This window comes from Xanthobacter autotrophicus (assembly GCF_029991245.1).
Taxonomy (GTDB): domain Bacteria; phylum Pseudomonadota; class Alphaproteobacteria; order Rhizobiales; family Xanthobacteraceae; genus Xanthobacter; species Xanthobacter autotrophicus_C.
This window is the reverse complement of the sequence record NZ_JAIVFO010000001.1, coordinates 35,234-60,455: the sequence shown is the minus strand read 5'-3', so window position 1 is coordinate 60,455 and position 25,222 is coordinate 35,234. Positions and strand designations below refer to the sequence as shown.

The 25,222-nt window shown below is 67.9% G+C and carries 24 protein-coding genes and 1 tRNA gene; 15 read left to right on the top strand and 10 right to left on the bottom strand.

Annotation, left to right across the window (positions count from 1 at the left end):
• Positions 1–195 precede the first annotated feature (195 nt).
• Entirely contained in the window at positions 196–1,242 is a 1,047-nt protein-coding gene (locus tag K9U41_RS00260) for a TRAP transporter substrate-binding protein (RefSeq protein WP_282638831.1), read from the bottom strand.
• A 140-nt stretch (positions 1,243–1,382) separates the two neighbouring features.
• Between K9U41_RS00260 and K9U41_RS00255 the strand changes: the two genes are divergently transcribed.
• From K9U41_RS00255 to bluB, 6 genes are all read left to right on the top strand, one after another.
• A complete protein-coding gene (locus K9U41_RS00255) occupies positions 1,383–2,345 on the top strand; it encodes an IclR family transcriptional regulator (protein ID WP_349237815.1) in 963 nt (320 codons plus the stop codon).
• A gap of 97 nt (positions 2,346–2,442) precedes the next feature.
• A complete protein-coding gene (locus tag K9U41_RS00250) occupies positions 2,443–4,131 on the top strand; it encodes an acyl-CoA synthetase (protein ID WP_432715703.1) in 1,689 nt (562 codons plus the stop codon).
• 42 nt (positions 4,132–4,173) lie between these two features.
• Positions 4,174–4,935, top strand: a complete 762-nt coding sequence (locus K9U41_RS00245; protein WP_282638829.1) for an SDR family NAD(P)-dependent oxidoreductase — start codon at positions 4,174–4,176, stop codon at positions 4,933–4,935.
• 322 nt (positions 4,936–5,257) lie between these two features.
• The gene (glpD, locus tag K9U41_RS00240; RefSeq protein ID WP_282638828.1) at positions 5,258–6,760 is read left to right on the top strand and encodes a glycerol-3-phosphate dehydrogenase; all 1,503 of its coding nucleotides are present in this window, start codon (positions 5,258–5,260) and stop codon (positions 6,758–6,760) included.
• Positions 6,761–6,783: 23 nt separating this feature from the next.
• Positions 6,784–8,277 carry a glycerol kinase GlpK gene (glpK, locus tag K9U41_RS00235; protein ID WP_282638827.1) on the top strand — a complete coding sequence of 498 codons (1,494 nt, stop codon included), beginning with the start codon at positions 6,784–6,786 and terminating at the stop codon, positions 8,275–8,277.
• Between the two features lie 148 nt (positions 8,278–8,425).
• On the top strand, positions 8,426–9,106 hold the full coding sequence (bluB, locus tag K9U41_RS00230) for a 5,6-dimethylbenzimidazole synthase (protein WP_282638826.1): 681 nt from the start codon (positions 8,426–8,428) through the stop codon (positions 9,104–9,106).
• 17 nt (positions 9,107–9,123) lie between these two features.
• Here bluB and K9U41_RS00225 read toward each other — a convergent pair whose 3' ends face one another.
• A complete protein-coding gene (locus K9U41_RS00225; RefSeq protein ID WP_282638825.1) occupies positions 9,124–9,699 on the bottom strand; it encodes a protease inhibitor Inh/omp19 family protein in 576 nt (191 codons plus the stop codon).
• 296 nt (positions 9,700–9,995) lie between these two features.
• On the opposite strand from K9U41_RS00225, the gene K9U41_RS00220 reads away from it, so the two are divergent.
• Together K9U41_RS00220 and K9U41_RS00215 are read left to right on the top strand one after the other, a co-directional pair.
• Positions 9,996–10,769 (top strand): SDR family NAD(P)-dependent oxidoreductase, encoded by a 774-nt coding sequence (locus tag K9U41_RS00220; protein ID WP_282638824.1) that lies wholly within the window; start codon positions 9,996–9,998, stop codon positions 10,767–10,769.
• Between the two features lie 169 nt (positions 10,770–10,938).
• Complete coding sequence (locus K9U41_RS00215; RefSeq protein ID WP_282638823.1) at positions 10,939–11,817, top strand: bifunctional helix-turn-helix domain-containing protein/methylated-DNA--[protein]-cysteine S-methyltransferase; 879 nt, start codon at positions 10,939–10,941, stop codon at positions 11,815–11,817.
• Between the two features lie 107 nt (positions 11,818–11,924).
• Here K9U41_RS00215 and K9U41_RS00210 read toward each other — a convergent pair whose 3' ends face one another.
• Together K9U41_RS00210 and hemH are read right to left on the bottom strand one after the other, a co-directional pair.
• Positions 11,925–12,101: a hypothetical protein gene (locus tag K9U41_RS00210; RefSeq protein WP_282638822.1), complete on the bottom strand. Its 177-nt coding sequence runs from the start codon at positions 12,099–12,101 to the stop codon at positions 11,925–11,927.
• 111 nt (positions 12,102–12,212) lie between these two features.
• Entirely contained in the window at positions 12,213–13,274 is a 1,062-nt protein-coding gene (gene hemH / locus K9U41_RS00205; RefSeq protein WP_282638821.1) for a ferrochelatase, read from the bottom strand.
• Between the two features lie 258 nt (positions 13,275–13,532).
• On the opposite strand from hemH, the gene K9U41_RS00200 reads away from it, so the two are divergent.
• Both K9U41_RS00200 and K9U41_RS00195 read left to right on the top strand, forming a co-directional pair.
• Positions 13,533–14,828, top strand: a complete 1,296-nt coding sequence (locus K9U41_RS00200; RefSeq protein WP_282638820.1) for a hypothetical protein — start codon at positions 13,533–13,535, stop codon at positions 14,826–14,828.
• A gap of 137 nt (positions 14,829–14,965) precedes the next feature.
• Positions 14,966–15,385, top strand: coding sequence for a hypothetical protein (locus K9U41_RS00195; protein WP_282638819.1), 420 nt, complete (start codon positions 14,966–14,968; stop codon positions 15,383–15,385).
• Between the two features lie 96 nt (positions 15,386–15,481).
• On the opposite strand, the gene K9U41_RS00190 is transcribed toward K9U41_RS00195, so the two are convergent.
• Positions 15,482–15,556, bottom strand: a tRNA-Val gene (locus tag K9U41_RS00190).
• Between the two features lie 61 nt (positions 15,557–15,617).
• Positions 15,618–15,980, bottom strand: coding sequence for a cell cycle two-component system response regulator CpdR (gene cpdR / locus K9U41_RS00185; RefSeq protein WP_012114807.1), 363 nt, complete (start codon positions 15,978–15,980; stop codon positions 15,618–15,620).
• A 190-nt stretch (positions 15,981–16,170) separates the two neighbouring features.
• Here cpdR and K9U41_RS00180 point away from each other — a divergent pair, with 190 nt between their 5' ends.
• The gene (locus K9U41_RS00180) at positions 16,171–17,058 is read left to right on the top strand and encodes an N-formylglutamate amidohydrolase (RefSeq protein WP_282638818.1); all 888 of its coding nucleotides are present in this window, start codon (positions 16,171–16,173) and stop codon (positions 17,056–17,058) included.
• A gap of 1,311 nt (positions 17,059–18,369) precedes the next feature.
• Positions 18,370–19,152 (top strand): histidinol-phosphatase, encoded by a 783-nt coding sequence (hisN, locus tag K9U41_RS00175; protein WP_282638817.1) that lies wholly within the window; start codon positions 18,370–18,372, stop codon positions 19,150–19,152.
• A gap of 56 nt (positions 19,153–19,208) precedes the next feature.
• Here the strand turns inward: hisN and K9U41_RS00170 are convergent, their stop codons facing one another.
• Both K9U41_RS00170 and K9U41_RS00165 read right to left on the bottom strand, forming a co-directional pair.
• Positions 19,209–20,156 (bottom strand): alpha/beta hydrolase, encoded by a 948-nt coding sequence (locus K9U41_RS00170; protein WP_282638816.1) that lies wholly within the window; start codon positions 20,154–20,156, stop codon positions 19,209–19,211.
• Between the two features lie 108 nt (positions 20,157–20,264).
• Positions 20,265–20,924, bottom strand: a complete 660-nt coding sequence (locus tag K9U41_RS00165; protein WP_282638815.1) for a pentapeptide repeat-containing protein — start codon at positions 20,922–20,924, stop codon at positions 20,265–20,267.
• 250 nt (positions 20,925–21,174) lie between these two features.
• Between K9U41_RS00165 and K9U41_RS00160 the strand changes: the two genes are divergently transcribed.
• Positions 21,175–21,660 carry an Hsp20 family protein gene (locus K9U41_RS00160; protein ID WP_282638814.1) on the top strand — a complete coding sequence of 162 codons (486 nt, stop codon included), beginning with the start codon at positions 21,175–21,177 and terminating at the stop codon, positions 21,658–21,660.
• Positions 21,661–21,847: 187 nt separating this feature from the next.
• Positions 21,848–22,843 carry a phosphoglycerate dehydrogenase gene (locus K9U41_RS00155; protein ID WP_282638813.1) on the top strand — a complete coding sequence of 332 codons (996 nt, stop codon included), beginning with the start codon at positions 21,848–21,850 and terminating at the stop codon, positions 22,841–22,843.
• A 162-nt stretch (positions 22,844–23,005) separates the two neighbouring features.
• On the opposite strand, the gene K9U41_RS00150 is transcribed toward K9U41_RS00155, so the two are convergent.
• Together K9U41_RS00150 and K9U41_RS00145 are read right to left on the bottom strand one after the other, a co-directional pair.
• Positions 23,006–23,299 (bottom strand): MoaD/ThiS family protein, encoded by a 294-nt coding sequence (locus K9U41_RS00150; RefSeq protein WP_282638812.1) that lies wholly within the window; start codon positions 23,297–23,299, stop codon positions 23,006–23,008.
• A 16-nt stretch (positions 23,300–23,315) separates the two neighbouring features.
• Positions 23,316–24,401 carry a WD40/YVTN/BNR-like repeat-containing protein gene (locus tag K9U41_RS00145; RefSeq protein ID WP_282638811.1) on the bottom strand — a complete coding sequence of 362 codons (1,086 nt, stop codon included), beginning with the start codon at positions 24,399–24,401 and terminating at the stop codon, positions 23,316–23,318.
• A 156-nt stretch (positions 24,402–24,557) separates the two neighbouring features.
• Here K9U41_RS00145 and K9U41_RS00140 point away from each other — a divergent pair, with 156 nt between their 5' ends.
• On the top strand, positions 24,558–25,184 hold the full coding sequence (locus K9U41_RS00140) for a TetR/AcrR family transcriptional regulator (RefSeq protein ID WP_282638810.1): 627 nt from the start codon (positions 24,558–24,560) through the stop codon (positions 25,182–25,184).
• Positions 25,185–25,222: the final 38 nt, after the last annotated feature.

Here is a 25,222-nt window from a genome sequence, read left to right as displayed (position 1 = left end):
CAAAAGGCGCACGGCCGCCCTGGTTCGCCCCGGCGGAGTGCCTTTCAGTGTGTCATGCGGGGATGTCTTGCCCCGATCGGCCCCCGGGCGTCCACTCACCCGCGGTCGCGGCCGGCCAGCGCGGATCCCCCGGACCCGCCGGGGGATGGCGCGCTGGAGGGGAGCGGGCGCCCTTCGGACGGCGAACCGCCGCCCTCAGGACAGCTTGCCGGTATAGCTTTCGAGGATGGACCAGGCCTCGTCGCCGAACTTGCCCTTCCACTCGGAATAGAAGCCGGCCTTGCGCAGTTGCTCGCGGAACGAGTCCACCTTGGGCTCGTTGAAGGTGAGGCCCTTCTCGCTCAGTTCCTTGCGCAGGGTATTGTTGAGCGCGAGCACGTCCTCGCGCTCCTTCAGGCCGGCGGCGTTGATGTTCTTCGCCACGATGGCGCGCAGGTCGTCCGGCAGGCGCTCGAAGGCGCGGCGGTTGGCCAGGAACCAGAAGCCGTCCCACATGTGGTTGGTGATGGAGCAGTATTTCTGCACCTCGTAGAGCTTCGCCGTGGCGATGATGGCGAGCGGGTTCTCCTGTGCGTCCACGGTGCGGGTCTGGAGCGCGGTGTAGACCTCGGCGAAGTTGAGGCTCGCGGGGGCGCTGTCGAAGGCCCGGAACATGGAGGTCCACAACGGCGACACCGGCACGCGGATCTTCAGGCCCTTGAGGTCGGCGGCGGTCTCGATGGGCCGGGTGGAGGTGGTGATCTGGCGGAAGCCGTTGTCCCAGATATTATCCATGGCGACGATGCCAGCCTTGGAGATCTGGCCGCGCACATAGGCGCCGAGATCACCGTCCATGGCCTTCCACACGGTGGCGTAGTCAGGGAAGGCGAAGCCGATGCCGCTCACCGAGGCGTTCGGGATCAGGGTGGAGAGGATAAGCGGGGAGAGGGTGAAGAACTCGATGCCGCCCGAGCGCAGCTGGCTCAGCATGTCGGTGTCGCCGCCGAGCTGGCTGGAGGGGAACACCTTGATCTCGACGCGGCCCCGCGTCTCAGCCTTGATCTTCTCCACCATCTCGCCCGCGCGCACGTTCATGGGGTGCGTGACCGGCAGGTTGTTGGCGTATTTGTAGGAGAATTCCGCGTCCTGCGCGCGCGCGACGAAGGGGGCGAAGACGCCGCCCGCAAGGGCTCCGGCCGCGCCGGCCTTGAAGAGCGCTCCGGCCGCGCCGGCCTTGAAAAGGGTGCGACGGGTCAACATCATGCTGGCAGCTCCTCCTGGCGGTCCGTTCGGACCGGTTTCCTTTGGGTCCAGTATATGGACCTCATATCCCTGCGGCCCATGCTGGCCCGCTTGTGGGATTTTCGCAAGCCCATTATGGTCGTTGAAGACGCTGCGCTGCGGTGGTCTCAACCATATCAAGATCTAGGTCCATATACTGGATCACGGGAGAGCGCGTGGGACGGGCACACAAGTCCCCCGCCGTCCGGTCCGGCCCCGAGCCGGATCGCGCCGGTGGCTTATCCGCAGGCGAAGCCGCGGGTGGGGGAACGCAGAGCATCGAGCGGGCGGTGGCGCTGCTTCTGACGGTGGGCCGCGCGGCCCCCGAAGGCGCGCGGCTCAGCGATCTGGTGCGGCTGTGCGGCCTGCCCAAGCCCACCGTGCGGCGGGTGCTGCTGGCGCTGGTGCGCACCGGCCTGCTCGACCAGGACGAGGTGACGCGGCGCTATCATGTGGGGCCGGAAGCCTATGTGCTCGGCACCCTGGCCGGCACCCGCTTCGGCATCCATGCCCTCGCGCTCGACGGCCTCGCCCGCCTCGCCCGCACCAGCGGTGACTGCGCCTTCCTCTCCGTGCCCCGCGGCGCCTTCTGCGTGTGCCTGCACCGGGAGGAGGGCACCTGGCCCATTCGCACCCATGTGCTGCAGGCGGGTGACCGGCATCCGCTGGGCATCGGCGCGGGCGGGCTCGCGCTGCTCGCCGCATTGCCGGACGCGGAGGTGGAACGCATGCTCGCCGCCAATGCCGAGGCGCTGGAAGGCCATTATCCCGGCTACGGCGTGGAGGTGCTGCGCGCGCAGGTGGCCGATGCCCGCGCCCGCGGCTATGCGCTCAATCCCGGGCTCTATGTGGCAGGTTCCTGGGGCATCGGCGTGCCGGTGCTGGGGCCGGACGGGCGGCCCCTCGGCGCGCTGTCCATCGCCGCCATCGAAAGCCGGCTCTCGCCGGAGCGGCAGCTGGAATTGGTGCCCCTGCTGAAGCGCGAGGCGCAAGCGCTGGAATCCGCCCTCGGCCGCCGCTCGGCCGGCGAGCATCTCCCCACGGTGCGCCCCCACGGGCGTGCCGCTGCCAAGGCGGCGCCGTGATGCCGCGCATCCTGAACCGCCAGCGCCGCCGTCCTGTCCTCCCTGTTCGTCCCGCAGGGGTGCCCCCACCCCGGCTCTCTCACACTGAGTGATGCCCATGTCTTCTGAGCCTTCTGAGTCTTCTGAACCTTCTGAGTCTTCTGAGCCGGTCGAGCCCCCGCCCGCCGACGCCCCCAAGGGCGGGGTCGCCCGCTCCAGCCGGCGGGTGATGAACCTGTCCCATGTGCTGCGGCAGGCGGCGCGGCGCTTCCCGGACGAGATCGGTTTCGTGGACGGCGCGCGCACCGTGACCTGGGGCGAGATGGAGGCGCGGGTGGATGCCATGGCCGCGGAACTTGCCCAGCGCGGGGTGGGCAAGGGCGACCGCATCCTGGTGCAGTCCAAGAACTGCCTCGAAATGTTCGAGAGCATGTTCGCCGCCTTCCGGATCGGCGCGGTGTGGGTGCCCACCAATTTCCGCCAGACCCCGGGGGAGGTGGCCTATCTCGCCTCCGCCTCGGGGGCGCGGCTGATGATCTGCCACGCCGATTTCCCCGACCATGTGCCCGCCGTGCTGGCCGAGGCGCCGTCCGTTGCGGCGGTGATCGCCATCGGCGGCGCCGGTTTCGGGCCGGACTATGCCGATCTCGTCGCCGCCCGCCTCGGGGAAAAGGTGAAGGTGGCGGACGTGGAGCACGATGACCCGTGCTGGTTCTTCTTCACCTCCGGCACCACCGGGCGGCCCAAGGCGGCGGTGCTCACCCACGGCCAGATGGCCTTCGTCATCACCAACCATCTGTGCGACCTGATGCCCGGCACCACAAATGCCGACGCCTCCCTGGTGGTGGCGCCGCTGTCCCACGGGGCGGGCGTGCACCAATTGGTGCAGGTGGCGCGGGCAGTGAAGACCATCCTCCTGCCGTCCGAGAAGTTCGACCCCGCCGAGGCGTGGCGGCTGGTGGAAGAGTGGCGCGTGACCAACATGTTCACCGTGCCCACCATCACCAAGCTGCTGGCCGAGCATCCGTCCGTGGCCAAATACGACCATTCCTCCCTGCGCTACGTCATCTATGCCGGCGCGCCCATGTATCGGGAGGACCAGAAGCGGGCGCTGAAGGCGCTGGGCAAGGTTCTGGTGCAGTATTTCGGGCTGGGCGAGGTCACCGGCAACATCACCGTGCTGCCGCCGGCGCTGCATGATCCCGAAGATGGTCCCGACGTGAAGCTCGGCACCTGCGGCTTCGAGCGCACCGGCATCCAGGTGCAGATCCAGAACGATGCGGGGGAGGAGGTGCAGCCCTTCGAGACCGGGGAAATCTGCGTCTGCGGCCCGGCCGTGTTCGCCGGCTATTACGACAACCCGGAAGCCAATGCGAAGGCGTTCCGCGACGGCTGGTTCCGCACCGGCGACCTCGGCCACATGGACGCCGAGGGCTTCGTCTACATCACCGGCCGCGCCTCCGACATGTATATCTCGGGCGGCTCCAACGTCTATCCGCGCGAGGTGGAAGAGAAGGTGCTCACCCATCCGGCGGTGGCGGAGGTGGCCATCCTCGGCGTGCCGGACCCCATGTGGGGCGAGGTGGGGGTGGCGGTGTGCGTGCTGCGCGAGGGGGCAAGCCTTGCCGAAGACGAGCTGATCGCCTTCCTCGACGGCAAGGTCGCCCGCTACAAGATGCCCCGCCGCATCCATTTCTGGGATGCGCTGCCGAAATCCGCCTACGGCAAGATCACCAAAAAGATGGTGCGCGAGGCCCTGGCCGAACGCGGCCAGCTGGAGCCGCCGCCCGTCACCCGCCCGGCCTGAATCCAGCCGAACACAGAACAGAAGCTCCAAGGGAGAGACATGATGAGCAGGACGCGAAGCGTGATCGTGACGGGAGGCGCCTCGGGCATCGGCCTCGCCGCGGTGGAGGCGCTTCTGGCGGAAGGCTGGCGCGTGGTCGCGGCCGATATCGACGAAGCGGCCGTGGAGAAGGCGCGGGCGCAGCTTGCCGTCCATGGCGACCGCGTCCGCGTCGAGGTGGTCGACATCTCCGACGAGGCGCAGGTGGTGGACCTCGTCACCCGCACGCAACGGGACTTCGGCCCGCTGTGGGGCGTGGTGAATTCCGCCGGCATCGCCCGCGACGTGCCGGCGCTGGACACCTCGGTGGCGCTGTTCCGCGAGATCCTCGACGTGAACCTCGTCGGCACCTTCCTGGTGGCACGCGAGGCGGCGCGGGTGATGAAGGAGAATGGCGGCGGCGCCATCGTCAACATCGCCTCGGTCTCGGGCATCAGGGGCAATCTCGGCCGCTCGGCCTATGGCGCCTCCAAGGGCGGCGTGCTGGTGCTGACGCAGATCCTCGCCGTGGAGTTCGCGCCCTTCAATATCCGGGTGAACGGCATCGCCCCCGGCCCCATCGAGACGCCCATGGTGAAGGCCATGCACACGGCGGAGGCCCGCGCCGGCTGGATGAAGACCGTGCCCATGCGCCGCTATGCCGTTCCCTCCGAGGTGGCCGGCGGCATCGCCTTCCTGCTGGACGAGACCAAGTCCTCCTTCATCACCGGGCAGACCCTGAATGTGGACGGCGGCTTCACCGCCGGCGGGCTGATCGGGCTTTAGCTTTCGTAAGCTTGGCGTCACCTCGGTGTCGGGCAACCCCGCGCCCCGGCCGACTGGAGCGGCAGCGGAAGGAGAGCCGGGGCCCAGCGCAAGACTCTGCCGAAGGCGCTTTTTGCTTCGCCGTCGGGACATCTCATTGCCTGCTGCGCAGGAGTCTTGCGCTGGATCCCGGCTCGGCGCTCCGGCTGCGCCGTCGCTGGTCCGGGAAACGGGCGATGGCCCAGTTGACGCCGCCGCCCGGCGCGGCATCGTCTGGCGGGATGGGGCGGTGAGTCCGGTGTCGCGACGATGGGCGCAGCCGGGAGACCGGGGGGAGGCGGGGATGGAGGAAACCACGCGCGTCTTCGACCTCGCCATCATCGGCGGCGGCATCAATGGCGCCGGCATCGCCCGCGATGCGGCGGGGCGCGGCCTGTCGGTGGTGCTGTTCGAGCAGGCGGACCTGGCCTCCGGCACCTCGTCCGCCTCCACCAAGCTTATCCATGGCGGGCTGCGCTATCTGGAACATTATGCCTTCCGCCTGGTGCGGGAGGCGCTGGCCGAGCGCGAGGTGCTGTGGGGCATCGCCCCCCACATCATCTGGCCGCTGCGCTTCGTGCTGCCCCACCATCCCGGCCTGCGCCCGGCGTGGATGCTGCGCCTCGGCCTGTTCCTCTACGACCATATGGGCGGCCGCCGCCTGCTGCCGCCCACGCGCACGCTGGACCTGAGGCACGACCCTGCCGGGCTGCCGCTGCGCCCCGGTCTCGGCACGGCGTTCGAATATTCCGACTGCTGGGTGGAGGACGCCCGCCTCGTGGTGCTCAACGCCCGCGATGCGGCGGACCGGGGCGCCTGGATCCGTCCGCGCACCAGGGTGGTGGGCGCCCATCGCGCCGATGGTGTGTGGGAGATCGCGGTGGACAGCGCGGCGGGGCGGCAGTGCGTGCGCGCCCGCGCGCTGGTGGATGCCGCCGGCCCCTGGGCCGGGCAGGTGCTGGAGGTGTTGCAACTCAAGGCGAGCGCCCGCCTGCGCCTCGTCAAGGGCAGCCATATCGTGGTGCACCGCCTGTTCGCGCACGATCGCTGCTACCTGTTCCAGAACGGGGACGGGCGCATCGTGTTCGCCATTCCCTATGAGGGCGACTTCACCCTCATCGGCACCACCGACCTCGACTATGACGGCCGGCCGGAGGACGCGGTGGCGAGCCCCGATGAGGTGGCCTATCTGTGCGCGGCGGCGAGCGGCTATTTCGCCGCCTCGGTCGCGCCGGCGCAGGTGGTGTGGGCCTATAGCGGCGTGCGCGCCCTGTACGACGACGGTGCGGGCAAGGCGCAGGAAGCCACCCGCGACTATGTGCTGTCCCTCGACGCGCCGGAGGGCGGGGCGCCGCTGCTGTCCGTGTTCGGCGGCAAGATCACCACCTATCGCCGCCTCGCCGAGGCTGCGCTGGCGCACCTTGCCCCCCATCTGCCGGTGCTGGGGCCGGCCTTTACGGGCAAGGTGCCTCTGCCGGGCGGGGATTTCCCGCGGCAGGGGTTCGAGCATCTGCTGAAAAGCCTGCGCCGCACCTTTCCCGCCCTCGATCCGGCCCTGCTCAAGCGCCTCGCGCGGGCCTATGGCACCTCAAGCTTCCGCCTGCTGGAAGGCGTGATGCACGAGGACGACCTCGGCGACTGGTTCGGTGCGCATCTGTGCAGTCGCGAGGTGGACTGGCTGATGGACCAGGAATGGGCCATGACCGCCGAGGACGTGCTCTGGCGCCGCTCCAAGCTCGGCCTGCGCACCTCTCACGCCGAGGCGCGGGCGCTCGACGCCTACATGGCCGCCCGGCGCGGCGGCTGAAGACAACCATCCGGGAGGATCCTTTGGCCGCCTACATCCTCGCCATCGACCAGGGCACCACCTCCTCGCGCGCTTTGCTGGTGCGCCGCGACGGCACCATCGCCGCCCTGGCGCAGGAGGAACTGCCCCAGCACTTCCCCGCCTCCGGCGCGGTGGAGCAGGAGGCGGAGGACATCTGGAATACGGTGCTGTCCTGCTGCCGCGCGGTGCTGAAACAGGCGGGGGCGGGGCCATCCGACATCGCCGCCATCGGCATCACCAACCAGCGCGAGACGACGCTGGTGTGGGAGCGCGCCACCGGCCGCGCCATCCACCGCGCCATCGTCTGGCAGGACCGGCGTACGGCGGACACCTGCGCGCGCCTGGAGGGCGAAGGCCATGGCGCGCTGGTCCGCGCCCGCACCGGCCTGCTCATCGACCCCTACTTTTCCGCCACCAAGATCGCCCACATCCTCGACACGGTGCCGGGCGCCCGGGCGCGAGCGGAGAAGGGCGAACTGGCCTTCGGCACGGTGGACAGCTTCCTCCTGTTCCGCCTCACCGGCGGGCGGGTGCATGCCACCGACGCCACCAATGCCTCGCGCACCATGCTGTTCGACATCCACACCGGCGCCTGGGACGACGACCTGCTCGCCCTGTTCGGGGTGCCCCGCGCGCTGCTGCCGGAGGTGCGCGACTGCGCGGCCGAGTTCGGCGACACCGATCCGGACCTGTTTGGCGCGTCCATCCCCATCCGCGGCATGGCGGGGGATCAGCAGGCGGCCATGGTGGGGCAGGCGTGCTTTAAGCCGGGCATGGTGAAGTCCACCTACGGCACCGGCTGCTTCGCCCTGCTCAATACGGGCGCAACGCCGGTGGCCTCGCGACACCGCCTCATCACCACCATCGCCTACCAGATCGACGGCCGGCGCACCTATGCCCTGGAAGGCTCCATCTTCGTTGCCGGCGCGGCGGTGCAATGGCTGCGCGACGGGCTGAAGATCATCTCCCATGCCGCCGAGAGCGACCGCCTCGCCGCCGAGGCGGACGAGGGGCAGGACGTGATCCTGGTGCCGGCCTTCGTGGGGCTCGGCGCGCCCTATTGGCGACCGGAGGTGCGCGGGGCCCTGTTCGGCCTCACCCGCGCCACCGGGCCGGCGGAACTGGCGCGGGCGGCGCTGGAGGCGGTGTGCTTCCAGACCTGTGACCTCATCGATGCCATGCATGCGGACTGGCCGGGGCAGGGCGACGCCACCGTGCTGCGGGTGGACGGCGGCATGACCCGTTCCGATTTCACCATGCAGCGCCTCGCCGACCTCCTCGGCGCGGCGGTGGACCGGCCGGCGGAAGCGGAAGCGACCGTTCTGGGCGCCGCCTATCTCGCCGGCCTGCAATGCGGCTTCTTCCCGCCGCCGGACATCTTCGCGCAGGGCTGGCGGCTGGAGCGGCGGTTCGTGCCGGCCATGCCGGCCGAGGTGCGCGCCGCGCGGCTCGCGGCCTGGCGCTCCGCCGTGGCATGCCTCATCGGCAGGGATTGACCTCGGAGCCCGCTTGCCGCCCACTGGCCGTCAATGGCTGGAGCGCGATCCGAGCAAATTCAATCAATTTGCTCGGTGAATCGCCCTCTAAACGTAACGATAGAACGCGCGCCGTCGAATGCCGCGAAGCCAAAAGGGGGGCGCCCGGATGATGGAGGACGACAACTTCTCGCCGGAAGAGCGCGCCGCCATCTACCGCTGCATCCGCGAGCGGCGGGACGTGCGGCGCAACTTCCTGCCCGATCCGGTGCCGCCCGACGTGCTCGCCCGCGTGCTGGCGGCGGGCCATGCGGCACCCTCGGTGGGGTTCCTGCAGCCGTGGAACTTCATCGTCATCCGCGAGAGCGCCACCAAGGAGGCTCTGCACGCCGCCTTCACCCGCGCCAACGCCGAGGCGGCCGCCCTGTTCGAGGGCGAGCGGGCCGACCTCTACCGCTCGCTCAAGCTTGAAGGCCTGCGCGAGGCGCCACTCTTGCTGTGCGTGACCTGCGAGCGGGAGCGGGCCGGGCCGGTGGTGCTGGGACGCACCCACCAGAGCGAGATGGATATCTATTCCACCGTCTGCGCGGTCGAGAACATCTGGCTGGCGGCGCGGGCGGAAAACCTGGGGGTGGGCTGGGTCTCGATCCTCGCCCTTGCGGACCTGCACCGCATCCTCGCCATCCCCGATCCCATCGTGCCCATCGCCCTGCTGTGCATGGGCTATGTGGACCATTTCGCGCACACGCCCGACCTTGAGCGCGCCGGCTGGCGCAAAAGGCTGGCGCTGGACGACCTGGTGTTCGAGGAGCGCTTCGGCGAACGGGAGAAGACCATCGTCAGCGGGTGAGGGCCAGCGGGTGGGGGTCACCGGCTGAGCGTGACTTTCTGGTTGCTCTCGGAAATGAGGCCCACATAGCGGTTGGGGCCGGACGGCTGGAGCCGGGCCGTGACCTTGCCCTGATGGTTCTGGAGCACGATATCCGGGCCCATGGTATCCCAGCCCTTGGTCATGAAGATCTCGCTGGGGCAGGAGACGTCGGCCTGGGCCGAGAGGCCGGAAAGGCCGCGGTCGGTGCTCAGGCGCAGCGGGCAGGAATTGCGCCCGTCGTCCCAGGAGAAGGTCCAGGCGCCGGACAGCTGGCCTTGCGCGACGCTGGGCGCATAGGCGGTGCCGCCGGGATTGGCCGCAGGCGGGGTGAGCGGCACGTTGGCGGCGGTGGAGCGCGGCGTGATGGCGCTGGTGGCGGTCTCCGCCGTGGAGGCCGAGACGTTCTGGGGCGCCGGCGCGCTCTCCACCGAACCGGTGGGCGCCGTGAGAACCCGATTGCTCGCCACGGCGGACGGCTTCGCCCCGAAGCCGTCAAGCTCTGTGCTGCAACCGCCGAGTGCCAATGCACCGATGGTCAGCGACAGGGCCGCCGATACCAGAACCACCTTCATTCAACGCACTCCGGACGTGCCCGCAAACCTAGCGCGTCATCCAAGCCTCCGCCACCTGCGGAAAAGCCCGGAAGGGCGCCATCAACGTTCGGGTCACAGCCGGCCCGAAGGCGAACTCCGTTGCCGGCTGTAACAGCGGGCACCCTTTCGGCAGAACATGGCAGCACCAAGGCCATGACCTCACCTTGATACCGTTATAGGGTGGCGGATGGACGCGATGGTTAAGGCGGGTTAATCAGCAGGCCCTTACCGTCTCGCCAGAGTCCATTTCCTTCTTCGCTTGCCGGAGCTGCCCCATGTCCATGCTCGATCCCAGCACCCTGACCCTTCTTGTCACCGGCGCCACCTCCGGCATCGGCGCGGCGACGGTGCGCCGCTTCGCGAGCGTGGGCGCGCGGGTGGTGGCAGTGGGCCGCCGGGCGGAGCGGCTCGAGGCGCTGAAGGCCGAGTTCGGCGCCCTCATCCATCCGCTGGTGCTGGACGTGCGCGACGAGAAGGCGACCTTCGCGGCCTTCTCCAGCCTGCCGGCGCCGTTCGACGCCTATAACGTGGTGTTCGCCAATGCCGGCCTCGCCCTCGGCCTCGAGCCCGCCTACGCGGCCGACCTCGATGAGTGGAAGACCATGGTGGACACCAACATCACCGGCCTTCTCGTGACCGTGCGGGCGAGCCTGCCGGCCATGGTGGCGCGCAAGGAGGGGCACCTGGTGTTCACCGGCTCCATCGCCGGCGACTATTCCTATCCCGGCGCCAACGTCTACGGCGCCACCAAGGCCTTCGTGAAGCAGTTCTCGCTGAACGTGTGGGCGGACGTGGCCGGCACCGGGGTGCGCGTCACCAACATCGAGCCGGGCCTCACCGAGACCGAGTTCTCCGTGGTCCGCTTCGGCGGCGACAAGGAGCGGGCCGACAAGGTCTATGCCGGCGCCACGCCCATGACCGGCGAGGACATCGCCGAGCAGGTGTTCTTCGCCTGCACCCTGCCGCGGCATGTGAACATCAACCGCATCCAGTCCATGTCGTCCCAGCAGACCTTCGGCCCACTGGCCATCAAGCGCGACCCGGCCTGAGCAACGGTCGTGGCCGGCGTCCGGCGCGGGGCGGCGAAATCGGGTGGGCGCAGCTTGCCGGCTCTGGTGAGATGGGCCACGCTCGACCTGAAGGAGATGCCCCGTGCTGGCGCTCGATTGCCCCGCCCTCGATTTGTCCGCTCCCGATTTGTCCGTTCTTGGAGGCCGGATGACCGCGACGCCGGCCACCCCGCTGGCCATCGCCGCCCGCGACTATGACGTGGTGCGCCGGGCGGTGGAGTATATTTCCCGCCATGTGCGCCAGCAGCCGGAGGTGGAGGAGATCGCCACCGCCGCCGGCGTCTCCGCCCGCGCCCTCACCGACCTGTTCCGCCGCTGGTGCGGGCTGACCCCCAAGGCCTTCCTCCAGGCGGTGACGCTCGACCGGGCCCGCCGCATCGTCTCGCAATGCCCGAACGTGCTGGACGCGGCCTTCGAGCTGGGCCTGTCCGGCCCCGGCCGCCTGCACGACCTGTTCGTGGTGCACGAGGCCATGTCGCCGGGGGAGTGGAAGACCGGCGGGGCGGGGCTGGTGGTGCGCTTCGGCTTCCATCCCTCACCGTTCGGGCTGGCGCTGGCCATGTCCACGCCGCGCGGCCTGTGCGGCCTCGCCTTCGCCGACGTGGGCGAGGAGGCGGCCGCGCTGGCCGACATGCGCGCCCGCTGGCCCAACGCCACCTATGTGGAAGACCCCACCGCCACCGCGCCTTTGGTGGCGCGCATCTTCGATCCCGCGTCCTGGCGGGGCGACCAGCCCCTGCGCATCGTGTTCATCGGCACGGATTTCGAGATCAGGGTGTGGGAGACGCTGCTGCGCATCCCCATGGGCCTTGCCACCACCTATTCCACCATCGCCGAGCACGTGGGCCGGCCGAAGGCGGCGCGGGCGGTGGGCGCGGCGGTGGGCAAGAACCCCATTTCCTTCGTGGTGCCGTGCCACCGGGTCATCGGCAAGAGCGGCGACCTCACCGGCTACCACTGGGGCCTGACCCGCAAGCGCGCCATACTCGGCTGGGAAGCCGGCAAGGTGGAGCCGGAGGGGGAGTAATGCCTACGGCGCGTGAGCTTGGCTCATGGGCCATTGGTCAAGCCCGCGCGGCGCTTGAGCGGACCCACTTGGCCTCGGTCAACGACAAAAGGCCGATGGTTTAAGGCTCAGCCCTTGCGGGTGGTCTTGCGGGAAATGAGCGCGCGGGGGTCGATCTTCTGCATGGGGCCGGCCCGGCGGGCACTGGTGCAGCGCGACCCCGCGGGGGCGTAGACGATTTCGCTGCGCTGCGCCATTTCGCGGACCTGCGCCAGGCAGGCGCGCCGCAGGGTGATCTCGCTCATTTGCGTCCTTCCAAAGGGGTTGCGGCCTTTTAGCGGAGCGGAAGCCGTTTGGCTCCTGCTCCGCTGAAAAAATTCACATCCCGTGGAGGTTTCTCGTTGCGCGGTGGGCGCCTACCCTACCCATCCCTTCAACTCCCGCTCCACCACGTGGGCGAGCACGCGCATGCCCTCGGCGTCGGCATTCAGGCAGGGGATGGCGGCGAATTTCTCCCCGCCGTGGTGCTCGAAGATCTCGCGGTTCTCCACCCCGATCTCCTCCAGCGTCTCCAGGCAGTCGGCCACGAAGCCGGGATTGACCACGGCGAGCCGCTTCACCCCGCTTTCCGCCAGCGCCTTCACCGTCTCGTCGGTGTAGGGGCGCAGCCATTCCTCGCGGCCGAAGCGGGACTGGAAGGTGAGGCGGAAGTGCTTCTCGTCCAGTCCCAGCCGCGCGCGCAGCAGGCGGGCGGTCTTGGCGCACTGGCAATGATAGGGATCGCCCTTCAGCAGATAGGATTTCGGCACCCCGTGGAAGGAGGCGAGGATCACCTCCGGTTCGAAATCGAGGGCCGCCAGGTGCCGCTCCAGCGATGTGGCCAGCGCGTCGATATAGACCGCGTCGTCGTGCCAGGGCGGGGCGACGCGCAGGGTCGGCTGCCAGCGCATCTGTTTGAGCGCATCAAAGGCCTTGTCGCAGACGGTGGCGGAGGTGGCGGCGGAATATTGCGGATAGAGCGGCACCAGGAGGATGCGCTCGCAGCCCTGCGCCTGGAGCGCTGCGAGGCGCTCGGCGATGGGCGGCTTGCCGTAGCGCATGGCGAAATCCACCACGATGCGCGAATCAAGGCCCGCAAGATGCCCCGCCAGCTTCTCCGCCTGGTCGCGGGTGATGGTCTTCAGCGGGCCTTCGTTGCGCTCATGGTTCCAGATGCTGGCATAGTCGCGGCCCTTGGGGCCGGGGCGCCTGGTGAGGATGATGGCGTTGAGCACGAACCACCACAGGGCACGGTTCACCTCGATCACCCGCCGGTCGGAGAGGAATTCCTTCAAATAGGCCCGCATGGACCAGTAGTCGGTGGCCTCCGGCGTGCCGAGATTGACGATGAGCACGCCGATGCGGCCGAAGGCCACCTTCGGGTGGTCCGGCGGCAGGTGCGTCGTGTCGGGGGAGAACGCGGGCACGTTTGCAATCATTGGGGTCCTCGGGCGTGTTCCGGCGAGATGGCGCCTGCGCGCCGGCGCGTCAATCGGTGGGGTGTCGATTCGGCGCTCAGGTCCAGCTGGACCTATACGCAGCGGCGGCGGTACCGGATGGGCGGCGGCTTGCGATCAAATGGGTTTTGCAAACGGCGGCCGTTGTCGCCATCGCGGGATGCTTGCTATTAGGCGACCATCGGGCGAAGGGAACTGAAGACGATGCGGACAGGGCCTCGACCCAAGACCGGTTGGTCCTTGATCCGCAAGGACGGCGGCTTTTTCGATCGATTGCGGCAATCGTTGGAAGCTAAGGTCCGCAAGTTGAGGCGGAGCATCGTCGGCTTCGACCATCGTGATCTCGCGCGTCTCTCCCGGTCCGCCGATGCGCCTCCTCGAGCCACGGATGCAAACGGATTTGCCGCGCTCGATTCGTTGGGGCGGTTGCAAAATAATCCGCACCTGCGCAACCCGTTGTTTGCTGTTGTTTCCGTGCTGCCGCCGCAGGTGTCTGGAATTGCGGATTTCAGCTTCCGTGTGCTCCAGGGGGCCGAGTTTGACGTCGATGTTTATTTCCCACACGCGGATTTAGAGGAATACTTTCTTGTCACCCGTCGATTTTTTGGGGGCAAGGGGCATATCGAAGCGTTTTCATTGTCTATTTTTGATGCTGGCCTGAACCTCCGGAAGTACCAGAGAGTGATCTGGGTTCTGGGAAATTCCCTTCATCATGTCCCCGTTGCCCGCTTGATGCGACAAGGCGTCCGCTTTCCGATCAAGGCACGGCAATGGTTGCATATTCACGACCCCATGATGCCGGCCCTGGTGTCACATCTCGCGCTTGACCGAACGGCCGGCGAGTGCGGTCCTGGGCGCGTGGGCGTGGGCCGTATCGCGGAAGGCTTGGATCTGGAGCGGTGCATTGTCCATTCCGAGGCTGCCCGCCAATGGCTTGAGGCGGACGGCATGCGCTCCGTCGATGTGCTGTTCCATCCAGTCTTCGATTCGTTCGAGCAGAAGGCCCCGCCCGTAGCGGATGGCGAGATCCGCATGGGCTCCTTCGGCATGCCGTCGGCCACCAAGGGCTCGCACCTCGTTATCAATGCATTCCGGGAAATAAGGTCGGCGCGCCCGCAAAGCACTTTGGTGCTCGCGGGGTATCTGGCGGGCGATTATGCGCGTCAGGCTGGCATTTTGAACGAGCCGGGCCTGCTGATCGAGGATTCTCCTACGCCCGCGCGCTTCCTGGAATTGATGCGGAGCGTCGATGTGGCCGTGCAGTTGCGGCTCTCGAACGAGGGTGAGAGTTCGGGTGCAATTCCGCAACTCTTGTCTCGGGATGTCCCTGTCATCACTTCGCCTGTTGGGGCTTTTCTCAGCTACGGGGCTACAGTCCGTTATTTTGATGCATCCGAGGGGAGTGCCGCCCTTGCGCAGGCCGTGTTAGACGAACGGGATACCGCTGTGGCGCGGAGCGACGCGCGCCGTGCATTTGTCGCGGCGCACTCCTCGCAGCGGTTCTGCGCCGATCTGAAACGCCTCGCACTCGGCTGACAGGCGCGCGTCCTGCACGGCAGAATGGCGACGACCTCGTCTTGCGGCCTTGTATTGCGGCCGCCGGAGCGGAAGGTTAGGCATCCCTGATGCCGGCCCTGCCGTCAGGTGGGGCGCAGAGAGAAGGAGACGCTCCCATGTTGCGTTCGCTGTTTCGCCTGGGTACCGCCGTCGCGCTGACCGGCCTGCTCTCGTTGGGTGGAATCGTCGGTGCCTCCGCGGCGACCTCAGGCAAGGACGCCCTGGCCTTGCTCAACAAGGATGGCGACGACACGCTCGAAATCGTCGAGGTGATCGACCTCGGCACCAAGCTGTTCGTGGCCATCAATCCCGATGGTGACACGACCCTTGAAGCGGACGAGACCAAGGGCCGGCTGACCGATGCCGACTGGAAGGCGGTCAACAAGGATGCCGACAAGACATTGGAGCTGGACGAGTTTCTGGCGGTGGTCCGCGCCCGCTTCAACGCGGCTGATACCAACAAGGACGGCAAGCTGACGGCGAAGGAACTGGATGCTCCCGCGGGCCAGAAGCTGCTGCTGCTGCTCGTCAAGTGATGCCGTGTTGGGGCAATCGTTCGGCGCCAAACCGTGGGCTAGGCGGGGGTTAGGCCGCCTAGCCGCGCAAATTTGCTAATGTTTTCAAAGGAGGGATGGTGGGCGCGACAGGGATCGAACCTGTGACCCCTACGATGTCAACGTAGTGCTCTCCCGCTGAGCTACGCGCCCCCTCGCAGGAGCCGCCTCTATATCGGCCGGTTTCGCCGGAGGCAAGGCCCCTGAGTGTGGATCAGGCGGCTGCCAACATCTTTCCCACCTCCGAGACGAGATCGCGCAGATGGAAGGGCTTGGACAGCACCTTCGCCTCGCTGGGCGCCTCGTTGTCGGCGTTGAGCGCCACGGCGGCGAAGCCGGTGATGAACATGACCTTGAGGTCGGGATCGAGTTCGGTCGCCCGGCGGGCGAGTTCGATGCCGTCCATCTCGGGCATGACGATGTCGGTGAGCAGAAGCTCGAAGGGTTCCTCGCGCATGCGCTCATAGGCGGACCGGCCATTGTCGCACGAGGCGACGGAATAGCCCGCGTTCTGAAGCGCCTTCACAAGAAAGCGCCGCATGTCGTTGTCATCTTCGGCGAGCAGGATCTTGGGCACGCCACTTCCCCTGATGTCGTGATCGGTCCTTCCCCGGTGCGGGGCCGGGGGCCATATGACTTGTCTGACCCAATCGGGTAAATTCGAAGTGAAGGTCGCACCGCCTCTTCACAAGCGGCCGCCCGCCGGGCCATCATGAGGCCCGGTCCGGGGGACTTTTCTGGAACGATTACAATTCATTGGGTTGTTGATGACCGCCTGCCTCGCCGATGCCATAGAACCTGCCTTCGAGGTGCTCGCGCCGGCCGGCATGTGTGCGCCGTTCGTTTTCAATTCCCCGCATTCGGGACGAATCTATCCGCGCAGCTTTGTCGCCCAGACCCGGCTCGACTTTGCAACGCTGCGGCGCTCGGAGGATACCTTCGTGGACGAATTGTTCGTCCATGCGGTGTCGGAGGGGGCACCGATGATGCGGGCGCTGTTCCCGCGCTCCTTCCTCGACCTCAACCGCGAGCCCTATGAGCTGGACCCGCGCATGTTCGACGGCCGGTTGCCGCCCTTTGCCAACACGCGGTCGATCCGCGTGTCCGGCGGGCTCGGCACCATCGCGCGGGTGGTGGGGGATGCGCAGGAGATCTATCCGCGCCGCCTGGCCGTGAGCGAGGCGCTGGAGCGGATCGAGACCTATTACAAGCCGTATCATCAGGCCCTGCGCCGGCTCATCGGCCGGGTGCAGCGCCAGTGGGGCCTGGCGGTGCTGGTGGATTGCCATTCCATGCCCTCGGCGTCGAACCGCGAGGATGTGGCCCGCGCCGATTTCGTCATCGGCGACCGCTATGGCACCAGCTGCAGCGAGATCGTGATCGAGGCCATCGAGGCGGGGCTGACCGCGCGCGGCTACAAGGTGGTGCGCAACAAGCCCTATGCCGGGGGCTACATCACCGAGCATTACGGCAATCCCTCCGCCGGCCTGCATGCGGTGCAGATCGAACTCAACCGCAGCCTCTATATGGACGAGGCCGCCTATGAGCGGCACGCGGGATTCGAGCGTGTCCGCTCCGACATTGCCGGGCTCCTGCCGGAGCTTTTTGCCGCCGTCGCCGACCGGCTGGCGCCGCCCCGTGCGGCCGCCGAGTGATTGAGCATTGCATTTTTTAAACTGGTGCCTTGCGTTTTTCGAATGGCACGGCTACCAATTCCACCACGGCTGATGGTTTGAGCATCATTATACCGGTTGCGGACATCAATGGCAGATGCCTTGGTGTCGGATTGGTATTGGTGGGGAGAAGGTGACGACAGATCGCCTCCCGCAAGCCTGCTAGACGGTGGTTTTGGTCTCCACCGCACCGAATGGGCGTATGTGGCAGGCCAAAAAAGAAAGGGGCCGTCCGCGTGAGCGAACGGCCCAAGTCTAGGGAGGAAACGCCCAAGGAGGGCAGCGACACAGCGACGCCAATCGCCATGTCGCAGTGCACAAATAGCCCAGTGCGGTGCCATAAATCAAGTCCCCTTTTGTCGCAGTCTGAGATTCCGCGATAAGTCATTGATTTTAGAGGTATTATAGCGAGGCCGCTGTGCGGCCTCGCCCGCGTTGCGGGTCATGTGCGGGCAGAAAATTTTCGATTCGAGTCGCAATCCCTTCTGCAAGGCGCGACGGCAGGGCCTGTGGCGGGTCGCCAAACCCCCGTGGGCTTGGGACGTCGCTTGGCCCGTCTCCCCCGGTCGATGTCCCGGCGCGATATGATTGTGATGGGCGAGGGAAAGCGAGCGGCAAGGACGCCAGCGGTCCTGGCCCGATCCTTTGCCCCGACGGCCTGCGGTCGAGACGCTTCGGCCTGAGAGGCGCTCGACAGGGATGCGCTCTCTAAGAAAGCACACGGCAAGAAGGCGCACTGCAAGAAAGCCAGGAACGCGCGTTCAGGGGATCCCGGAAGAGGGCCGACGCGCGTATGGCGCGCAAGGCAGGGCCAAGTAAGGCAGGCCCAAAAGAAAGGGACCGCTCACGTTGCCGGAGCGGTCCAAGTCTAGGGAGGAAACGCCCAAGGAGGGCAGCGGCACTGCAACAAACAATGCCGCGCTGCACCAATATGCCCCCGCGCCCCCTTTGCATCAAGGCCATGGCCGGCGGATTGTTTGGGCACATCCATCGCACTTGAAACCATTCGTTTGCAGCCGTTTGTTCGTCGACTGCCTATTTGATGCGCGATTGCACCGCTGCGATGCCCGCGGTTCGCCCAATGGCAGCGCTGCTCCGCGCAGGTGATTTTGGCAGGTGATTTTGAAAGTCATCTGGCCCGGTGATCTTGTCCGGTGATCTTTTTCCTTGGCAGGGGCGGGGCCGCGCGCTTTCTTGGCCGCGCGCCGTTTGGCGCCGACCGCCGCGACCCGGGCGCCGCACGTCGGCGCGGGCCTCGCGGCCTCCCCGTCGCTTTCACTTTTCGGAGCCGCCATGACCGCCGTCGATTTCGACGCTTTTGTCCACAAGCTCGCGACCGTCTCCGGCGAGGCTATCCTGCCCTTCTTCCGCACCGCCCTCGGTGTCGAGGACAAGGGCGCCGGCCGTGGCTTCGATCCCGTCACCGAGGCCGACCGCGCCGCCGAGCAGGCCATGCGCAGGCTCATCCGCGAGACCTTCCCGGCCCATGGCATCATCGGCGAGGAGTTCGACAATGTGGTTGGCGATGCGCCTTATGTCTGGGCGCTCGACCCCATCGACGGCACCAAGTCGTTCATCGCCGGCCTGCCGGCCTGGGGCACGCTCATCGGCCTGCTGAAGGGCGGCGATCCGGTCTACGGCATGATGCACCAGCCGTTCATCGGCGAGCGCTTCTTCGGCGATGGCGGCGTCGCGCGCTATCGGGGGCCGGCGGGCGAGCGCATCCTGTCGGCGCGCGACTGCCGCCGCCTTGAGGACGCCATCCTCTTCACCACCAGCCCGCGCCTGATGAACACGGCCGATCGTGCCGCCTTCGAGACCGTGGAGGAGCGCGTGCGCCTCTCCCGCTACGGCGGCGACTGCTATGCCTATTGCATGGTGGCGGCGGGGCTGGTGGATCTCGTCATCGAGACCGGGCTGCAGGACCACGACATCATCGCCCTCATCCCCATCATCGAGGGGGCGGGCGGCATCGTCACCAGCTGGGAAGGCGGCTCTCCGGTGCATGGCGGGCGCGTGGTGGCGGCCGGCAGCCGCAGGGTTCATGAGGAGGCCTTGCGCCTCCTTAACGCGTAAGACTTCGGAGGCGTTGCACCGCCTCCGTTACGCCGCCTCGCGGCGAGAATGCCGCCTTACAGGATCGGCGTGCCGGGGATGAAGGCGTCGAACGCGGCCCAGAACTGGGCGCGGAAAATGTCCCTCTCCATCATCAGCTCATGGCGGCTGGCCGGTACCACCACGTGGGCGCCGGCGATGAGCCGGGCCGAGAAATGCTCGATGGCCTTGTTCGAAACCAGCCGCTCGCCCCCGGCGGCGATGATGAGCAGGGGCTGGCGGATGCGGCTGATGGTGTCCGGATGCGTCAGTTCCGCCATGATCGCCTCGGCTCCGGCGAGCCAGCCCAGGGTCGGCGCGCCGAGGTCCAGGACCGGAAAGGCGCTGGCGAGGGCCTGTGTCCGCTCGAACCGGGCGCGGTCGGAGGTCAGGAGATTGCCTTCGAACCGCATGCGCGACAGCGCGCGCCCATGCCCGCCCGGCACATAGGCGCGGGCGAAGCCCAGATGGGCCAGCGCGAGGGACAGGGGGCGCACGATCCCTTCGAACGGCACCGCATCCAGCCCCAGCATCGGCGCGGTGAGGACCATGCGGTCGAACCAGCGCTGGCCCTCCAGCACCGAGGACAGAAGGATGGTGCCGCCCATGGAGTGGCCCAGCGCGAAATGCGGCGGTGGGCAATCGGGCAGCATCACCTCGCGGGCGAACACCTCCAGGTCCAGGAGATAGTCCGAGAAGCGGGACACGTGCCCTTTCAGCGGGTTGCGCAGCAGGCGCTGGGAGCCGCCCTGGCCGCGCCAGTCCACCATGGCCACGGCGAAGCCGCGGGAGCGCAGTTCGCGCACCACCTCGAAATATTTCTCGATGAATTCGCAGCGTCCACCGAACAGGGCGACGGTGCCTTTCACGCTGCCGGCCTCGGGCGCCCAGCGGGCAAACCGCAGCTTCACGCCGTCGGCGGCGACGAGTTCGCCGGTGATGCAGCCATCGGGCACCGGATGGTTGGGAAGGGCGAACAGGGTCATGCGCGGCTTCGGTAGGCTCTGCGTGGTCGCAAGCCGGAAGGCCCGGCCCGGATCGATGCGCGAGGGTTACACGCTCGGGCGGGCCTTCACAATCGCGGCCTTCAGCCGTCACCGGGTGGCGGGGCTGAAGCCGATCACCTGCATGCCGTTGATCTCGCCGCTGTCGGCATCCAGCACCAGGCGCACCCGTTCGCCGCGCGGCCCGGTGGCCTCGGCGAGGAAGCTGCGCCCGCGCTGACGCACGGCGCTGACGTCCACGAAGCCGCGGGCCTTCAGGTTGGTGGCGACTTCCTCGGATTTCAACGGTGGCGCGCCGGGCGGGCGGGCCAGATAGGGCCGGTAGGGGTCCGGACGGCTCCGGACGAGCGGGGCGGCGAACGCCTCCGCCACAGGGCTGAGGCGGAGGCCGGCCGCGCCTGCGCCGGTGGCGTTCCCTTGCCCCGGTTCGGTGCCGGTCAAGTTGGTGCGGGCCAAGTCTGAACCGGCCAAGTCTGAACCGGCCAAGTCTGAACCGGCCAAGTCTGAACCGGTCAAGTCTGAACCGGTCAAGTCGATGCTCGCGTCGGCGCCCGCATCAGCCACCACGCCAGCCGTGCCGCGCTCCGCCCCGCCGGCTTTCGCCCGCGCTGCGTCGAGGCCGGAGGCGGGATCGTGTGCGAGATCGTGTTCCTCCCGCACGTCGAGCGTGCACTGGGCGGCGACCGGTGGCGCCGGCATCGCCAGGAGGGCGAACAGGAAGGCTGAAATGGCAGCCGGGCCGGCGCGCATCGCCTGCTCCTCCCTTTCCGCCGCCTGGCGGATGGAGCCTCACGTTTGGTCATAAGTTTACCGGCGGCGCTTGAACGAAATCCGACGCGGGCGTTCATCCGCGGTTCAGGAAAGCGACCCGCTCCGGCGGCCCCTTGACGGCCGAAAACGGCCTCCCCACATCCTTCACAGGCGCCGGGCACTCGTGGCGGCGCCGGAACCGGACCCGGCTTCGGAGGGTCCTGCATGTCGCTTCAAAGGAGGATATGCCATGCGTACGTTTGATCTGTCTCCGCTGTACCGCAACACCGTTGGTTTCGACCGGCTGTTCTCGCTGCTCGATTCCGTCGGCGGCGTGGATGCGGCACCCACTTACCCGCCCTACAACATCGAGCGGACCGGCGAGAATGCCTATCGCATTACGGTGGCCGTGGCGGGCTTCACCGAGGCCGAACTCGGCATCGAGGTGAAGGAGAACACTCTCACCCTCAAGGGCGAGAAGAAGGCGGCTGAAACCACCGAGGCCGGCCAGATGCTCTATCGCGGCATTGCCGCCCGTGCCTTCGAGCGCCGCTTCCAGCTCGCCGACCATGTGGAGGTCAAGGGCGCCGCGCTTGAGAATGGCCTGTTGCACGTGGACCTCGTGCGCAGCATTCCCGAGGCCAAGAAGCCCCGTATCATCCCCATCGCCAACGGTGCGGGCGCGCAGGCGCCGAAAAGCATCGAGGGCGTGGCGGGATCGGCTCAGGCCGCCTGAACAGGGCAGCCTGAATAAAGCCCGCCGGGCCGGCGGGCTTGGGGGGCGAACCGGTTTCGCCCCCGTCCTTCAGGGCGGCGCGGGCAGCGCCGCCTTTTTCGCATATGCAGGGTTGATTTTCCGGGGTTGATCTTGGCGGCGTGGAGGGGGACGAGAGGGGCCCCAGCCGTCTGAAAGGTCCGCCCCGTTGCCAGCCTCCCGCCCCAAGGTTCTTGTTACCACCCGCCTGTTCGATGAGGTCTCCACCCGCTTCCTGGAGGCTCAGGGCTTCGAGGTGGTGCCCTCCGGCCTGCCCGGCGATGCGCTCGACACCCACATTCCCGACGGCGATCTGAACGCCCTGCTGGATGGCGCGGTGGCCTGGATCGTCGGCCAGCGCGCGGTGACGCGCGAGATCCTGGCCGCCCATCCCCAGCTGAAGGTGATCGCCCGGCGTGGCGTCGGCTACGACCGGGTGGATGTGGCGGCGGCGCGCGATCTCGGCCGGGTGGTGACCATTGCGGCCGGGGCCAACGATCCGGCGGTGGCGGACCACACCATCGCCCTCATGCTCGCGGTGCTGCGCCGCCTGAAGGCGAGCGCGGCCGCCATCGCGCGCGGCGACTGGCGGGTGGTCAGCGGCGCCGACCTCACCGGCAGGACGGTGGGCCTCATCGGCTTCGGACGCATCGGCCGGCAGGTGGCGCGCCGCCTGTCCGGCTTCGACGTGACGGTTCTGGTCACCTCACGCACGCCGGATCCCGATGCCGCCGGCGTCGCCTTCGTGCCGCTGGACGAACTGATCGCGCAGAGCGACGTGGTGAGCCTCCACGCGCCGCTGGTGCCGGAAACCCGCCACGTCATCAATGCCGCGACGCTCAAGGCCATGAAGCCCGGTGCGGTGGTGGTGAACACCTCCCGCGGCGGCCTCATCGACGAGGCGGCGCTGCTCGCCGCGCTGGAAAAGGGCGAGATCGCCGGTGCCGGCCTCGACGTGTTCGAGGCGGAAGGCGACCCCGAAAAGCAGGCGGTCGCCGAGGCCCTGGCGGCGCGCGCGGACGTGGTGGCCACCGCCCACGCGGCGGGATCGAGCCACGAGGCGCTGGCCCGCGGCAACCTCATTTCCGCGCACTGCGTGGTGGCGGCCCTCGCCGGCACGCCTGTCCCGCCCGGCTGCCTGATCGCCGACGGGCGTGTGAAGTAATTCATTTACCATATTGAAATTAAAGCACTTCGGCCGGGGCGGGCGAGCCCGCCGGGCCGAAGCGCGATGTTCGGCCGGAACGCGGGCGGTGTTGCGCCGGCATCTCAAGAGATATCGATAAGTTTATGGTTAATAGAGTCTTTTGCATAAATGCAAGAAGGCTCAGCCGCCGCTGATGGCGGTGAGGACGAACACGTCCGCCCCGGGCGCAAGCGGGGTGTCGAGCCGTGCCCGGCGGCCGTCCACGAACACGTTGATGTGCCGGCGGATGGCCGGGCGCTCGTCGCACAGCCGGTCGCGCATGCCCGGCCAGCGCGCCTCCAGCGCCTCCATGAGCTGACGGACGGTCGAGGCCTCCACCTCCACCAGCGTCTCGCCATCCGGGAACAGCCGCACCAGATGGGCGGGCAGCCGCACCCGCACGGCGGCGCCGGGCGACTCAGGCAGCTTGGGCATGCTCACGCCTCCACGGTCACGCTTCCACCACGAGGGTCTCCACCGACGATATGGCCGGCAGGTGCTCGGCGACGCGGCTCCAGCGCTCGCCCTCGTCGGCGCTGACATAAAGTTCGCCGGAGCCGGTGCCGAAATAGGCGCCCGCCGGCTCCAGCGTATCGGTGGCCATGGCCTGCCGCAGCACGTTGAAGAAGGCGTTCTGCTGCGGCAGGCCCGTGCGCAGGGCGGTCCAGGTGGTGCCGCCATCGCGGGTGCGCCAGACGGCGGCCTTGGCGTCCGGCATGAAGCGGCCCGCGGTGTCGCCGTTCAGCGGCACCAGGAACAGCGTGTCCGGATCACGCGGATGGGCGGCGGCGGGAAAGCCGAAGCTGGAGGGCAGGCCCTGCTCGATGCTCTGCCAGCTCGCGCCGCCGTCGTCGGAACGGTACATGCCGCAATGGTTCTGCTGGTAGAGCCGATGGCGCATGCCCGGCGCCTTCACCACGCAATGCACGCACTGGCCATGCTCGGGATAATTCTGGCCTTCGGGCAGGTAATCGGCGCGGGTGCCGCGATTGCGGGCGCTGAAGGTCCGCCCGCCGTCGGCGCTGTGGAACACGCCGGCGGCGGAGATTCCCACCCACACGGCGTCCGGGTCGTCGGGGTCGAGCACGAGGGAATGCAGGATCAGCCCGGCACCGCCCGGATTCCATTCGGCGCGGGAGGGATGCTGCTGCAGGCCGTCCAGATGGATGAAGCTTTCCCCGCCATCGTCGGAGCGGAACAGACCGGCGGGCTCCACGCCGGCATAGAGCGTTCCGCCGGACCCGGCGGCGAGGCTCCACACGGTCTTCACCGGCGTCTCGCCAGCGGCATAGGCGAGGCCGCGGCTGGAATGGCGCCAGGAGGCGCCGAGATCGTCCGATTGCCAAACGGCGGGGCCGAACCATTCGTTGCCGCCGCCCGCAAAAATGCGTCCCGTGGCCGGGTCGCCCACCACATGGTTCATGGGCCAGGTGTCGCAATAGGGGCCGCGCAGGGCCCATGCGCGGCGGTTCCCGTCGCTTTCGAGGATGAAGGCCCCCTTCCGGGTTCCCACCAACACCAGCACCTTCTGCGCCATTTGCTCCTCCCTCGTCCCTCGACCCGCGTCGCTAGGGCTGCGCCGGGCATCCTGCACAGGACGCAGGGCCCGGTCGCGCTCCGACAGGCGCGGCGGAATTTTCCCTCAGCCCCTTGGAATTCGATAACTGATGATTTATGATATTCATCAGTTCTGATGGAGGTCCCTTTGAACATCCGGGTGAAGGAGACGGCGGACGAGACCCGCGAGCGCATCGCGCGGACGGCGGAAGAGCTGTTTCGCCGCATGGGTTTCGCCAAGACCGCGGTGGCGGACATCGCCGCCGAGTTGGGCATGTCGGCGGCCAACGTCTATCGCTTCTTCCCGTCCAAGACCGCCATCGTTTCGACGATCTGCGAACGCTCCCTGCTGGAAAGCGAGGCGGAAATCGCCAAGGTGCTTGGCGGCGCGGGCTCTCCGCAGGAGCGGATCATCGGGGGCTATGTGGCCATCCTGCGCTACCACAAGGAGAATTTCCTTGAGGAGCGGCGCGTGCACGACATGGTGCTGGTGGCCATGGAGAACAATTGGGATGCCATAGAGGCCCACAAGGCGCGCATCAGCGGCATGATCGCCAAGGTGCTGGACGAGGGCATGGAGAGCGGCATCTTCGTGCCCCACGATGCGAGGATGGCAAGCCAGATCATCCTCGGCGCCTGCGTGCGCTACTGCCACCCGGTGCTGGTGGCCCAGCATATCGACGAGGATCTGGAGGCCGGCCTGAGGGCCAGCCTCATCTTCATTCTGCGGAGCATCGAGGTGGAGCGGACCCCGCTCCCCTGAGCGGGAGTGATCCGCGCGCCTTTGTGCGCCTTAAAAGT